12 protein-coding genes are annotated in these 14,191 nt (G+C 29.6%); 4 read left to right on the top strand and 8 right to left on the bottom strand.

The window, feature by feature from the left end:
• Window positions 1–18 precede the first annotated feature (18 nt).
• Window positions 19–711, bottom strand: coding sequence for a class II aldolase/adducin family protein (locus KQI89_RS08845; protein ID WP_216456803.1), 693 nt, complete (start codon window positions 709–711; stop codon window positions 19–21).
• A gap of 165 nt (window positions 712–876) precedes the next feature.
• Here KQI89_RS08845 and KQI89_RS08840 point away from each other — a divergent pair, with 165 nt between their 5' ends.
• On the top strand, window positions 877–1,632 hold the full coding sequence (locus KQI89_RS08840; RefSeq protein ID WP_032120496.1) for a DeoR/GlpR family DNA-binding transcription regulator: 756 nt from the start codon (window positions 877–879) through the stop codon (window positions 1,630–1,632).
• A 291-nt stretch (window positions 1,633–1,923) separates the two neighbouring features.
• Here the strand turns inward: KQI89_RS08840 and KQI89_RS08835 are convergent, their stop codons facing one another.
• Window positions 1,924–3,918 carry a methyl-accepting chemotaxis protein gene (locus KQI89_RS08835; protein WP_216456802.1) on the bottom strand — a complete coding sequence of 665 codons (1,995 nt, stop codon included), beginning with the start codon at window positions 3,916–3,918 and terminating at the stop codon, window positions 1,924–1,926.
• Window positions 3,919–4,394: 476 nt separating this feature from the next.
• Between KQI89_RS08835 and KQI89_RS08830 the strand changes: the two genes are divergently transcribed.
• Window positions 4,395–4,742, top strand: coding sequence for a hypothetical protein (locus KQI89_RS08830; protein ID WP_032120494.1), 348 nt, complete (start codon window positions 4,395–4,397; stop codon window positions 4,740–4,742).
• Window positions 4,743–4,810: 68 nt separating this feature from the next.
• Here KQI89_RS08830 and KQI89_RS08825 read toward each other — a convergent pair whose 3' ends face one another.
• The 3 genes from KQI89_RS08825 to uvrA all read right to left on the bottom strand — a co-directional run bounded on the left by KQI89_RS08825 (window position 4,811) and on the right by uvrA (window position 9,152).
• Window positions 4,811–5,797, bottom strand: a complete 987-nt coding sequence (locus KQI89_RS08825) for a ketoacyl-ACP synthase III (RefSeq protein WP_216456801.1) — start codon at window positions 5,795–5,797, stop codon at window positions 4,811–4,813.
• A 285-nt stretch (window positions 5,798–6,082) separates the two neighbouring features.
• On the bottom strand, window positions 6,083–6,496 hold the full coding sequence (locus KQI89_RS08820; protein WP_216456800.1) for a MarR family winged helix-turn-helix transcriptional regulator: 414 nt from the start codon (window positions 6,494–6,496) through the stop codon (window positions 6,083–6,085).
• A 154-nt stretch (window positions 6,497–6,650) separates the two neighbouring features.
• Entirely contained in the window at window positions 6,651–9,152 is a 2,502-nt protein-coding gene (gene uvrA, locus KQI89_RS08815) for an excinuclease ABC subunit UvrA (RefSeq protein ID WP_216456799.1), read from the bottom strand.
• 471 nt (window positions 9,153–9,623) lie between these two features.
• Between uvrA and KQI89_RS08810 the strand changes: the two genes are divergently transcribed.
• Both KQI89_RS08810 and KQI89_RS08805 read left to right on the top strand, forming a co-directional pair.
• Complete coding sequence (locus KQI89_RS08810; RefSeq protein ID WP_216456798.1) at window positions 9,624–9,833, top strand: hypothetical protein; 210 nt, start codon at window positions 9,624–9,626, stop codon at window positions 9,831–9,833.
• Window positions 9,834–10,056: 223 nt separating this feature from the next.
• Window positions 10,057–10,794 carry a 3'-5' exonuclease gene (locus KQI89_RS08805; RefSeq protein WP_216456797.1) on the top strand — a complete coding sequence of 246 codons (738 nt, stop codon included), beginning with the start codon at window positions 10,057–10,059 and terminating at the stop codon, window positions 10,792–10,794.
• A 117-nt stretch (window positions 10,795–10,911) separates the two neighbouring features.
• Here KQI89_RS08805 and KQI89_RS18020 read toward each other — a convergent pair whose 3' ends face one another.
• From KQI89_RS18020 to KQI89_RS08790, 3 genes are all read right to left on the bottom strand, one after another.
• Window positions 10,912–11,712 carry a MurR/RpiR family transcriptional regulator gene (locus tag KQI89_RS18020; RefSeq protein WP_032120489.1) on the bottom strand — a complete coding sequence of 267 codons (801 nt, stop codon included), beginning with the start codon at window positions 11,710–11,712 and terminating at the stop codon, window positions 10,912–10,914.
• A gap of 109 nt (window positions 11,713–11,821) precedes the next feature.
• On the bottom strand, window positions 11,822–12,475 hold the full coding sequence (locus KQI89_RS08795; RefSeq protein ID WP_032120488.1) for an N-acetylmannosamine-6-phosphate 2-epimerase: 654 nt from the start codon (window positions 12,473–12,475) through the stop codon (window positions 11,822–11,824).
• A gap of 5 nt (window positions 12,476–12,480) precedes the next feature.
• Entirely contained in the window at window positions 12,481–13,971 is a 1,491-nt protein-coding gene (locus KQI89_RS08790) for a PTS transporter subunit EIIC (protein ID WP_216456796.1), read from the bottom strand.
• Window positions 13,972–14,191 lie beyond the last annotated feature (220 nt).

The following is a 14,191-nucleotide window of genomic DNA, read 5'->3' as shown; positions in this document are numbered from 1 at the left end:
TCAACATTAATTATACCTTTATTCATTTTCAGTTTTATTATACTTTTTATAACCTGGGTGTTTTCCAGAAACCTTATAAGCACTTCTCATACTTATTAGTCTATCAATATTTTCTTTAGATAGTTCTCTCTCTTCCCCTAAAAGCTGAGCTACTAAACTTGTTTTAGCCCAAAGCTCTAAAGTTTCCATCCTATAATAAGCTGTTAATAAGTCTTTACCTACTGTTAGTGCTCCATGATTTTCTAAAAGTATCACATCATGTTCTGGAAGATAAGGTGCTATAGCATTAGGCACTTCATCTGTAGATGGTGTTCCATATTTTGCAATAGGCACTGAACCTACACTTATAACACATTCAACTAATGAATATGTATCCATATTTCTATGAGCTAGTGCAAAACCTGTAGCTGTTGGCGGGTGAGCATGCACTACTGCTCCTACATCTTCTCTTTCCTCGTAACATCTTAAATGCATTTTTATTTCACTAGATGGCTTATACCCATCTTTTGCTTCTAGTATTTCACCTTTAGAATTTATTTTTACTATTTTATCAGGGCTCATAAAGCTTTTACTTATTCCCGTCGGTGTTGCTAAAAAAGTATCCTCATCGATTTTTACTGACACATTCCCGTCATTTGCAGCTACCCATCCAAGTTGCCACATTTTATGACAAATATCGCATATTTGCTCTCTTATTTCCTTCTCATTCATTCTTTTTCTCCTATATCTTATTAATTATTATATTTTATTCTTATAAATTAATTATACCTCCTAATATGCATTTGTATATATTTGAACATATTATTGCTATAATATCGTTTTCTATGATATTATTTATTCATAAAAGTTCATTTTAGTTCAAGAAGGAGTTTTAATATGTTTTCAAAAGAGAGATCTGAAGAAATACTTAATATACTAAAGGTAAAAAAACAAGTTTCTACAAGCTATTTATGTCAAAAGCTATATTGTAGCATAGCAACTATAAGACGGGATCTGATTGAACTTGAAAAGGCAGGTCTTATTAAAAGGTTTCATGGCGGAGCTTCTTTAGTTCCAAATTTCAATATAGAGTACCCTCATATGTTTAGAGAAATGGAGAATCAACAAGCAAAAAACTACATATGTAATCTGGCTCTAGACTTTATTTCTGATGGATATGCAATATTTTTAGACTCAAGCAGCACAGTAGGAAGCATTTGTCATCTTCTTAATGATTACGATAATCTAACAGTTGTAACCAACGGTGTTAAAACAGCCTTAGATTTGGTTCAACTTGATTCTATCACCACATTTATAGCCGGCGGTCAATTAAAAACAGGTTCCACCTCTATAATAGGTGAATTTACAAGCAATTTTATTGATAATTTTAGAGCAGATCTTTCTATAATTTCTTGTAGAGGTTTAGATGAAAATGGTGCCTATGAGGCCAGTCAAACTCAAGCCTTAGTAAAGCAGCATATGATTAAAAATTCAAAAAGCACCATACTTTTATGTGATAGCAGTAAGTTTAATCATTCAAACTTCTATAAGCTTGATTCCTTTGCCAACATAGAAGCCGTCATTACAGACACAGAACCTTCATCCAAAATACTAAATAGTATTTTATTAGAAGGCTGCGAAGTTATCTATTAATAATCTCCTACCTCTAAGCCTCATCTATTTTAGTAAATGAATGTAGAATTTATATATTAGTTCACAAATCTATTAACAACTTATCTATAGATCACACATAAGGAAGGGATATGTTATGCATATATAATATATCCCTTTAATTGTCTTTATATATTTTTCAATTAAGTATCCATAATTATAAGGCTTTTTGGTAATATTTCTTTCAAATTCTAGTATATTCATCATCCTTATTTTGTGAATATTTCTTAATACGTATCCTCTACGCTCCACTTTTTTGCTATTCTTTTGAACTTAAATCTTAAACTTGTTTACTTCCTGAAACATTTTACTAGTCATACTGCTAAGTTCTTGGGAGGCTGCCGCTACTTCCTCTGTTGACGCATTCATTTCCTCTGATGATGCTGCAATCTCTTCTGATGATGCTGAAACTTCAAGTGCCACTCTGGACACCCCATCTACCTTAACCAAAATATCATCTTTATCCCTGTCTATACCTTCTGCAGAACTTTTAATAGTTTCTATCTTAGGAATCACTTCATTAATCTCTTCTATAATTTCTTTAAAAGATGATATTGAATTATTGATAATATTAACTTGTTTTATTAATTCATCATCAATACCAACAGAATCTTCAACTATAGTATCTGCACCTTTAGATATTCCACTAATTAATGTGCTAATTTTTTCCGATGATGCCTTTGACTGTTCAGCTAGTTTTCTTATTTCATCTGCCACCACTGAAAACCCTCTTCCAGACTCTCCTGCTCTAGCAGCCTCAATTGCTGCGTTCAATGCTAATAAACTTGTTTTCTCTGCAATATTATTTATTATACCGGTAATATCATTTATCTCATTTACATCCTTTCCAAGACCTATAACCTTACCACTAAATGTTTTAAATAAGTCCCCAACATTTGTTACAGATTGATTTAATTTATCCATTTCTCCACTGCTATTATTAGCCATTAAAATAATCTTTCTGGCATTTGAATCTAAATCTTGTATTTCTTTAACCATTTGAGATAGCTTATAACTAAAATCATCAAGAATCTCTGTTATATTTATCAAATCTTCAGACTGTGATCCTGTCCCCCTTGCAATTTCATTTATTACTTCCGCAACATTTTGAGATGAACTTGCTATCTCCTCTGAAACTGAAGATAAGTTCTCTGATTGCATGTTTATATTTGAAGATACTTCTTTTATTCCATTAATCATATTTCTTAATGAATCTTGCATTACCTTCATGGAATTAGTCATCTCTCCAACTTCATCCTTTAGTTTTAGATATTTAGGGGAGACCTCTTTACATAAATCACCATCAGCTAATAACTCCAAATGTTTTGAAGTTGATTTTATTCCTTTTGATATTCCTTCTGAAATTATATAAACCATTATAAGTCCAACTAATAAAAATAATATAGATGATACTAAAACAGACAACTTTAAGCTGTTAAGTTCTGATAATACCTCATCTTTTGCCACTACTACTCCTACTGACCATTCAGTTCCCTTCACCGGCGCATATCCTATGTATTTATGTATTCCTTCATACTGATATTCACCTATTCCTGTTTCCCCTAATGCCATTTTCGCTTCAATATCTGCTAACTTCTGCAATTTTGTATCTTTTTTTGCTTCATCAATGGTATTATACATATTAATAACTAAATCTTTATTGCTATGGGCGATGGTTATCCCATCTCTTTTTATCATATATCCACTGCCTGTTTCCCCGAATTTAATCTCATTGCTTAAATTGCTTAGTTGATTACCATCTCTTATTTCAATTAATACTCCTACCACTTCATTACTATTTTTAATTGGTACAGCATAGACAACTGCTATACTTCCATCTAGTTTGCTTATCAAAGGATCTGATATATAACTTTCACCAGATAATGCTTTTTGAAAAAATACTCTTTCCTTAATATTAATATCTTGACCATTAGTGTATTTTGTATCACCATTTTTATCGGCTACACCCATAATTACGCTGTTATTTCTTTTAACCTCTCCTAAAAGAATTGACTTTTTATTTTCCCATGAATTTTCAGTATCTTTTATGCCTTCTATTGTTGCCACAACCTCTAAGGAGTTAAGTTGTCCTTGAATTCTCCCTTGTATATTACTAGCTGATTGTTCTGCAATCTTAGGTAAAGTCTTTCCTATATTTGAAGTTAACGCCTTTGACGAGTTTATGAAAGATATACCTCCAAGTCCTATACATATAATTCCTATTAACAGTCCTAAAGATACTATTAGTTTTGCTTTTATACTTTTCATGTGTGCCCCCTAACTGATATTATTACAATTTTAATAAATTTAATAATTTTATTAAATTTTATAACAATATCATAAATCTCATTAATATTTTATCATATTATGCCATAAAAATAAATAAACTGACATATATAGCCTCCTCTTTACAAATTTACATATAATGCAACATTTTATGTTAGAATTGAGCAAATATTAATATTCATTTGAAGTTTCATCAAGAAATATTAAAGCAGGTATTTATTATATAAATTTGCTTTTTGATTTAGTAAGAATTTTTATAATAGATATTATTAAGTTAAAATTTATATTTTAATTATTACTTATGTTTTAAATATTATATAATTTATGTTATAATATTATTGGTAATTTCCAAAAGTTTCTTATTTGCAAAAACAGTAAATTTAAATGTAATATAAGAAACAAAGTTATTAAAATATAGGACAAGTTACCCTAAACTTGTAGAAAGAGGAGCTGTTCACATGGATAAAAAATTTGATTTTAAAAGAAATGACACTACAAAGACATTAGAGATATTTACAGAGGGAGTATTTACACAGGAAGACGGAGAGGAATATGTTAAATCTTATAAAACTCAAGTTCTGAAAATAAATCCAATGGAGTATACCCTAAAGTTTGATTGTTCAGATTTACAATTAAATAGACCCGAAGTATTACCTTTGCTTCAAGGTTGTTTTGAAATGTATAAAATGAATAATTTTAAAAAAATCTTAGTAACTGTAGGAAATTCTAAAAACAGTAACATTCTAAAAATGCAGATTGGTAGACTTGCAAGAACTGTAGGCTTAAATAATATGGAAATTATATAAAAAAACTCCCCGTTAAGTATGTTTTTCAGCTAAAGATACTTCTGAAAAACATACTTAACGGGGTTATTTTAATATTTTATAAGCATAGCACAAGTTATCCAGTTGCCACCTATTGACCAAAAGGCGACGTTGTCTCCTCTTTTTATTTGCCCATTTTCAATCCCTTCATATAATGCTATAAAAGGACTGCTTGTACCAGTGTATCCATATTTGTTACCTACATAAATAAACTTATCTCTATCAACTCCAAATTTCTCTGCACTCCCGTCTATTATGGGCAAAGCAAATTGAGAAAAGCAGAACCAGTCAATATCAGTAAGGTTCATTGAGTGTTTTTGCAATAATTTATCTACGCTTTCTTTTGCATAATCAATTATGAAGGCTCCATCAAAAGGAGTCCAGTGAATTTTTCTTTCATTAATATCACTATCATAGATCTTTGAAGATCCAGAGGCAGGGAACTTTACAATATCCGGATTTTCAGAATTAGTACTATAAAAACTATCTACAAATCCACAGTCTTCTTCTGTTTTTTCAAGTATTACAGCACAAGCACTATCCCCAAACAAAGGATAGGTATATTCATCATATTCTCTACAATGAACTGATATGTAGTCTGAACCTATTATTAAAGCTTTGTTCATATCCTTATTGTTTTGTAGATATCTACTGGCATAATCAAATGCAACAATCATACCAACACAATCAGCATTGCTATCGGTACAAAATGTTTGCGCCTTTCCATTTATAGCTCTATGAACCATTAATGATTGAGGTGGAATAGTGTACTCTGGAAATTGACTTGTAAATATGATCAAATCAATATCTTCTCCAGTAAGACCTGCTTTTTTTAAAGCTTTTTTAGATGCTTCTATCCCCATAGTTAATGTGTTTTCAGTTAAATTATCTATAATATACCTCTTATCCTTGCCAAAAGCCTTAAGTAGTCTATCTATGTCCTTACCTTGTTTTTCAAAATGCTCTAAATAATACTTGTTTTCTACCTGCTTCTCTGGGTGATACACATCTATTGCTCTAATTTTTACATTTGTCATTTGTTTACCCCCGTCTACTTATATCCTTGTGTATATAAATATTATATAATTATATACTTAATTTAACAATGATTATTGGCATTTACTGTGACTTTGCTTAATCTCAACTTTTATATACATTTCTACATTCTAAATTTGAGGAAATATTAGCAGATGCATCATTTAAGAAAAACAACATTTAAACACATCGTCTTATACTTTATGACTTTCACAATAGTCATCAGTGAATCTATTTATTAATCTCACTATAATAACTAAAAACTCATATAAAGTATTATAAAAAAACTATAGAGATTCGTTTATTTTCTTACATATATGTATAAATTCCTTTAGTTCCTCATCAGTTAAGCTATCTTCAATTCCCTTTACAATTTCATTCCTTGAAGCTTCTGCTCTTTTTAAAAAACCACGCCCTTCATCTGTTATAGAATTATAAAAATATCGTCTATCATTTTCATCACGAGTTTGCATGATCATATGTTTTTCTAATAATTTTTTGTTTAATTTAGAAACAGCAGATACTGTAATATTTAAGGCTTCTGCTAAATCACGGGTAGTTTTAGAACCCTCTTTTTCTAAATAATCAAGAATATTATATTGGGCTGAAGAAATTCCTTCTATATTAAAATTATTGTGATGAGAAACAATCTTGCACTGAAAAGCAATATATTCTTTTTTAAACTCTTCTTTAATTGTCATACTTCTTACTCCTTTCATAGCTTATTTCACATTTATCCCTTGGTTATCTGCTTTAGCCAGTGATAAGCATTGATACGACCCTTAATAAGTTCTTTTAAGGTCCAGATGGAGAGTATTTATCACAAACAAACTCCACTTAAACCTATGAATCACTTTATAAATATTCTTTTAAAATTGATTTTGGATTTTCTCTTATTGCTTGTGGTGTTCCTTCTGCAATTAAATATCCACCCTTATCTCCACCCCAAGGTCCAAGTTCAATAATCCAGTCAGCCTTACTAATAATACTTAAATTATGTTCAATCATAATAACACTGTTACCTTTTTCAACTAGTTGATTTAATATATTCATTAATTTTTCCGTGTCATTTTCATGCAATCCTCTTGAAGGTTCATCAAGAATGTATAGTGTATTTTTATTTTTACTCAAAGTTAATTCAGATGCAAGTTTTATTCTTTGCCCCTCTCCCCCTGACAAAGTATCTGCTGGTTGACCTAGCTTTAGATATCCTAATCCAATATTATATAAGCAATCAAGTTTTACTCTTATCTTTGAAATATCATAAAAAAGATTTCTTGCTTCCTTAACAGTCATCTCTAAAACGTCAGCAATATTATACCCTTTGTATTTTACTCCTAAAATCCTTTCATTATATCTTTTACCTCTGCAAGAAGAACAGGTAATGAATTGAGCTTTCATAAAATGCATTTGAATTTTTATTTTTCCTGTACCTTTACAAGTGCTACATCTACCACCTGTCACATTAAATGAAAAGTCTGATGCTTTAATATTTTTTCCCTGTTTTTTTGCTTCTTCTTTAAAAAAATCTCTTATATCATCAAAAACCTTTGTATAAGTAGCTGCATTAGAACGTGAAACCTTGCCCATAGCTTTTTGGTCTACAACTACAAGTCTATTTATATGCTCTGTCCCTTCTAGTTTTTCACTTTCACATTTCAAATCTGTATTTAAAGAATTTAGTAACTCATTAAAAATCAAGGTAGATTTACCAGAACCAGATACCCCTGCTATAACAGTAATTGTATTTAGTGGAATAGCAGTACTAATACTTTTTAGATTATTTGCAGTAGCATTTTTAATTATTAATTGTTTATCTCCTTTTCTACACTGTGTTTTTAACTCTTTTTTATCATTCTTTAACCATTTAGCAGTTATAGATTCTTCACATTTTAAGAAATCATAAATAGTACCTTCAAATATTAAATAACCCCCATCACTTCCAGCTTCAGGACCAATATCTACAATATAGTCTGCTTCCTTTATTACATCTAAATCATGTTCAATTACAATAACCGTATTCCCTAAATCACATAATTGTTTTATTGAATTAACTAACTTATCAGTATCTTTAGGATGTAATCCAGAAGTTGGCTCATCTAAAACGCAGATCATTCCTGATAAATCAGCATTCAATAAAGAAGCTAGTCTCATTCTTTGTGCTTCTCCTCCTGATAAGCTAGAAAATCCACGATCTAAAGATAAATAACCTAGGCCCACATTACATAAACTTTCACATCTTTCTTCTAAATCAGATACTATTGTCTTTGCAATTTCTAAGTATTCATTAGAAATAGATGCCTTTAATCTATTTATCCATTTTACAAGTTCTTTAATGGATTTAGTAAAAACATGATGTATAGGAGTATTGTTTACCATCACTTCTAAATTAGATTTTTTTAACCTTGTTCCTTTACATTCTGGACAGGTCATTGATTTGAAAAACATTGAAATATCTTCTGCTCTTCCATCTTCCTGTGCTTCTTCTTCATATCTTCTCATTAAGCTATTAATAGCCCCTTCATATCTTCCATCTTTCATATTAATAGGGGCAGGTTTATCTGGACATAATTCTCGAATCTTAGGATCATCTGTACCAAATAAAATAAGATGTTTCACCATTTCATCTAACTCACCAATTGGTCTTTCAAGATCTTCCGTTTCCAATGGAAGGTTATAATATTTTGCGGCTCTAACCAGTAACGGTCCAAAATGCCAAACAAATCCTTTTTTCCAAACTTTAATTCCACCTTCCTTTATTGAAAGGTTATGATCAACTACTTTATCATAAATTGGATCAACAACTTCACCTAAACCCATACATTTTTCACAAGCTCCAGCAGTAGTATTAAAAGAAAAATGCGCCATTGTAATATTTTCTACTGGACATCTACATTCTGGACATAAATACATTTCATCATTGTAACTATCATCCTCCCTTATAGATGCGGGTAGAGTACGCATTTTAGCTAATTCAATCTTTTTATGGCAGTGTGGACATTCCATTTCACCAATAGCTGTATATAGTAAACGTAAATAAGTATATATCTCACTATATGTACCTACTGTAGACCTAGGATTATTATTATAGTTATTCTGGCTAACACTTATAATGGGTGCTAATCCATATATATTATCATAATCAGGACGCTTAACCTTATCTGGAGCTTTTCCTGTAGCACTTATAAATTTTCTTTCTCCTTCTTGACAAAATATATTAAACATTAATGAAGATTTTCCTGAGCCAGAAACTCCCGTTACTACGCTCATTTTATTTCTAGGAAATTTAACATCTATATTTTTTAAATTATTCTCTCTAGCTCCTTTAATCATAATCCATTTATTATTTTTTAACATCCTTTTCACCTTCTATAATAATTTTTTAAATATATCATATGTATAAAATCAGTATTTTATTGACCAATGACAAAATAAACACCATATCAATAGTTTACATACTCAACTATTGATACGGTGTTTATTTTACTGCTACATAATTTATTTGTCAACAATAAGATTTATTTTTTAAAATTTTTCTTTATATAATCTTTTTATTGGCATAAATACGTGCAAATGCACTCTTCCTTTTACCAAATGCATTAAATTGTTTAGAGAAATTTATAGGAATTCATTCCCCTTATATTAGCAAATTAAAACTATTGATACTTCTTCATTTTTGAAAAATATGGTATAATATATTAGATGTTTAACTTATATATAAAGAACCGTAGCTTAACTACGGTGGGTTTTAGAGTTAGAGTTTCCCCCACCTTTCATGCATAAGAAAGGTTCCTTTTCTTAAGAAGCAATTCTAAGAAGGGGGGTGATATGTTGAATATTTTTTCATTTTTAGCAATAGTTTTTATAGTTGTTGCCGTAGTTTTTATAACTGTCTGCGGTAAAAATACTAAAATACTTAAAATTAGGCTATTAGGTCTATTTAACGTAGAGGTAGAAAATTATAAAAACCAAAAAACAAAAGTTGTCAAAAAAGAAAAAACTGGTGCGTCAACACCAGTTAATTCTAAGAAAGAATAGTAAACTTAATACCCTAAAAAACTCTACATTGAGACGAGGTTCTTGCAAAACCTCGCCTCTCTTTCTTTTATTATAGCATATTCTTTAAAAAATATACAATAACTTAGTTTTATTAGTCTTTATTATTATAATATACATATAAAATAAATGGTTATAATAATCTATATAAGTTTAATTATTATTTTAGTTTTTTCTATTTAAATTCATAAAGTAGGTGAAAATAATGACCTATATAGTATATGATCTAGAATTTAATCAAAAGTATTCAAATAGTTCTAATGATAAAACCATATCAGAACTCCCCTTTGAAATAATTCAAATTGGAGCATTAAAGCTTAATGAAAACTTTGAAACAATATCTACCTTTAATGAATTAATAAAACCTAAAGTATATACAACCATTCATCCATATGTAGAAAGCCTAACTAATATAACTATTGATAAACTCTCTTCCTCTGAATTGTTTACTACAGTTTACCATAATTTTATAAATTTTATTGGCAATAGTGATGTAACCTTATGTGTTTGGGGAAAAGCTGATATAAAAGAACTTATTAGAAATGTGAAATTTAATAATCTTTCCACCTCATTTATTCCCCTAAAATACATTGATGTCCAAAAACATGCCTCAACTTATTTTAATGTTCCAAAAGGTTCAAAAATTGGATTAAAAACAGCTGTTGAGCTTCTTAATATAAATTTTGAAAATAGATTTCACGATGCTTTTTATGATGCTTTTTATACTACAGAGGTATATAAAAAAATTTATAATACTAATATAAATCCTAAAATCTACACTACTAATAACGCTAAAAGACTTAGTAAATCTAAAAATAAAGTTAATACCACAGCTTTAGTTAATCAATTTGAAAAAATGTATAATAGAAAAATGTCAGATGAAGAGAAGTCTATAATAAAGCTTGCTTATATTATGGGTAGGACTAATCAATTTGTACACTAATAATATTTATATGCATATAGCCTGTGAAAATTTCCTTATTAAATTCAAAATTAATATATTTACTTAATATTTATAAAAATTGCTATAAAGAAAATTTTCCTTATAGCAATTTTTATATTAACTATTAATAATAGCATTGATAGTTGTTTGCATCTTATTACTTAAATTAACATCTTTTAATAGAACCATAGATATTAAATCAAGAAGATACATTGCTGAAAATTGAGTATTTATAAATCTACTTCTATCAACGAAATTAGGATTATATACTATAAACTTTATATCTGAGTATTTACTTATAGAGCTTCCTTCAAAACTAGTTATTGAAACTATTTTTGCTCCATTTTCCTTTGATATCTTTAATGAGTGTATAACTTCTTCTGTTTCTCCTGATATAGAAATTCCTATAACTAAGTCATTTTCTGATACAATTGAACTGTTAATTATCATCATATGAGGATCCGAAATAGAATGCACATTAAACCCCATTCTTAATAATCTTTGCATCATTTCTTCAGCTGTTAATCCAGAACTTCCAACCCCATATATGTATATATTTTTAGCCTTTTTTATTTCACTAACAATTTTAAATATAGCATCCTTATCAACTAGCATTTTAGTTCTTTCTATAACCTCATTATAATATTGATAAGCATATGAAAATATACCATCTTCATCATCAATATAAGGTTCTACTTTATTAGATCCAAGCTTTATTTTCATATCTACAAAGCTATCACAACCAATTTTTTTAGCAAATCTTGTTATTGTAGCTCCTGATGTTCCTATGTCTTTTGCTAAATCAGTTATATTTATATTTTTTATTTTATCACCATATTGCATAATATAATCAGCTATATCTTTTTCTTTATCAGAAAATTCATTGTATTTTCTTTGTATCTCACATAAAATATCCACTTAATATCCTCCATAAATTTAGTATATCTATTAATTTATATATAATAGAATACCATTAAAACTAATCAAGTAAAAGAGATAGAGATTTGAATCTCTACCTCTTAAAATATTATAATGCTTTTAAAACTTCATCATTAAATTTTTTAGTTATTTGTTGTGGTCTAGTTATAGCCCCACCAACAACAACGGCATAGGCTCCTTCTTCTAAAGCTTTTCTAGCTTTTTCAGGGGTATCAAAATTACCTTCTGCTATTACTTTTGATTTACAGTCTTTTATTAAAGCTTCTAATACTTCAAAGTTATTGGTTCCTTTAGAATGATTTGTGTATCCTACCAAAGTAGTTCCAACATAATGGAATCCTAGTTCACCAGCTCTTAACCCTTCTTCTATAGTAGATATATCAGCCATAAACTTTTGTGAAGGATACTTTTTGAATATTTCTTTTAAAAATTCTTCATCTTGATCAATTGTTGCATCTAAAGCAATTACATCTACTCCACTTTCAACAAGTTCATCAACTTCCTTCATAGTCGGAGTTATATAAGGTTTAATACCTGGATAATCTATTTTTATTATACCTATTACAGGTAAATCAACTTCCTTTTTTATTGCAACAATATCTTCAACGCTATTAGCTCTAATTCCTATAGCTCCACCTTCCTGAGCTGCTACAGCCATTCTACTCATGATATAAGAGCTATGTAGTGGTTCATTTGCTAGTGCTTGACATGATACGATTAATCCTCTATCTATTGCTCTCACTGTTACTACTCTCTCCCTATAATTTCATTTATTTTTTGCTTTAATGGGTCTGCCTTAGCTCCAAATATAGCTTGAACTCCACCTTTAACTTCTAATACAGCAGTAGCCCCTAAAGATTTAATTTTATCTTTATCAACTTTACTTACATCTTTCACAGCAACTCTTAATCTTGTTATACAAGCATCAACATCATCTAAATTATCTTTACCACCTAATGCTTCTAAAACTTGTGTTGCGGTTTCATTCATGTTATCTTTTGTAACAACTTTAACTTCTTCACCTTCTGGTTCTCTACCTGGAGTCATAATATTAAATTTAGTTATTAAGAATCTAAATGTGAAGTAATATAATGCTGCCCAAATTGCTCCTACTATTAATACATATACCCAATTTGTCTTAGCATTACCTTGAAGAACTCCAAATAGTGTAAAGTCTATCAATCCACCTGAGAATGTATTACCTATTGATATATTTAGTATATCAGCTATAAAGAATGATAATCCATCAAATACAGCATGAACTACATATAACCCTGGTGCAACAAACAAGAACATAAACTCTATTGGTTCAGTAATACCAGTAATAAATGATGTTATTGCTGCCCCTAAGAATAATCCACCAACTAACTTTTTCTTCTGTTTAGGTACACAATGGTACATAGCTAAGCATGCTGCTGGTAATCCAAACATCATTGTTGCAAAACGTCCTGCAAAAAATCTTGTACCTTCTGTAAATAATCCAACATGATTTGGATCAGCTAATTGTGCAAAGAATATATTTTGAGCTCCTGTAACAGTTTGACCTGCAACATTTGCAACTCCGCCTAATTCAGTATACCAGAATAATGGATAAATCATGTGGTGTAATCCAACTGCTCCAGTTAATCTTAACAAGAATCCATATAAGAAAGTTCCTATTGGTCCTAAACCAGCTATTGCATTACCTGCTGAAACTAACCAACCTTGGAATGTTGGCCATATTAAGAAAAATATAGCACCAATAAAAATTGCTGAGAATGAAGATACTATTGGTACAAATCTTGATCCACCAAAGAATCCTAAAACAGCTGGTAATTGAATGTTTCCATATTTATTATGAAGATATGATACCGTTAATCCAATTACTATAGCTCCAACAACACCAGTATCTATTGCCTTAACCGCTGGGTTAAATGTAGCTATCATACCTTTAATTGAAGCATTCATAACTAAAAATGCTACTGCACCAGCCAGTCCTGCAGTACCTTTGTCTTTTTTAGCTAATCCTACAGAAAGACCTATACACATAATAAGTGCTAAATTAGCAAATACTACCTCCCCGGCAGATGACATTATTGAGAAAATACCTTGTAACCAAGAAATATTTAAAAATGGATAAGCCTGTACAGTATTAGGATTTGATAAAGCTCCTCCTATACCAAGTAATAACCCGGCTGCTGGCAATATAGCAATGGGTAACATGAAGGACTTCCCAATTTTCTGTAATTGTTTGAACATATATATGCCTCCTTTTGCTTGAAAATTATTTTTATTTGTTTAAATATATGAAAAATATTTTTATCTGAATACATTTACATCTTATCATGAAAATTATTTTTATTCAAGTATATTTTTAAAAATTTTTTTCGTTCTTTTTATATTTTTTAGAATTTATTCTTATCTAAGATTAGTATTCTATTAAATTAAAATATTATTTACAACAAACTACCCTTGTGTG

Source organism: Clostridium simiarum (assembly GCF_018919175.1).
In the GTDB taxonomy this organism is placed as follows: domain Bacteria; phylum Bacillota; class Clostridia; order Clostridiales; family Clostridiaceae; genus Clostridium_L; species Clostridium_L simiarum.
This window is presented reverse-complemented; position numbering and strand designations above follow the sequence as displayed.

Bases quoted from the DNA above. Each gene is read 5' to 3' on its own strand.
- KQI89_RS08845 (WP_216456803.1), bottom strand. From the start codon at position 711: ATGAATGAGAAGGAAATAAGAGAGCAAATATGCGATATTTGTCATAAA.
- KQI89_RS08840 (WP_032120496.1), top strand. From the start codon at position 877: ATGTTTTCAAAAGAGAGATCTGAAGAAATACTTAATATACTAAAGGTA.
- KQI89_RS08835 (WP_216456802.1), bottom strand. From the start codon at position 3,918: ATGAAAAGTATAAAAGCAAAACTAATAGTATCTTTAGGACTGTTAATA.
- KQI89_RS08830 (WP_032120494.1), top strand. From the start codon at position 4,395: ATGGATAAAAAATTTGATTTTAAAAGAAATGACACTACAAAGACATTA.
- KQI89_RS08825 (WP_216456801.1), bottom strand. From the start codon at position 5,797: ATGACAAATGTAAAAATTAGAGCAATAGATGTGTATCACCCAGAGAAG.
- KQI89_RS08820 (WP_216456800.1), bottom strand. From the start codon at position 6,496: ATGACAATTAAAGAAGAGTTTAAAAAAGAATATATTGCTTTTCAGTGC.
- uvrA (WP_216456799.1), bottom strand. From the start codon at position 9,152: ATGTTAAAAAATAATAAATGGATTATGATTAAAGGAGCTAGAGAGAAT.
- KQI89_RS08810 (WP_216456798.1), top strand. From the start codon at position 9,624: ATGTTGAATATTTTTTCATTTTTAGCAATAGTTTTTATAGTTGTTGCC.
- KQI89_RS08805 (WP_216456797.1), top strand. From the start codon at position 10,057: ATGACCTATATAGTATATGATCTAGAATTTAATCAAAAGTATTCAAAT.
- KQI89_RS08790 (WP_216456796.1), bottom strand. From the start codon at position 13,971: ATGTTCAAACAATTACAGAAAATTGGGAAGTCCTTCATGTTACCCATT.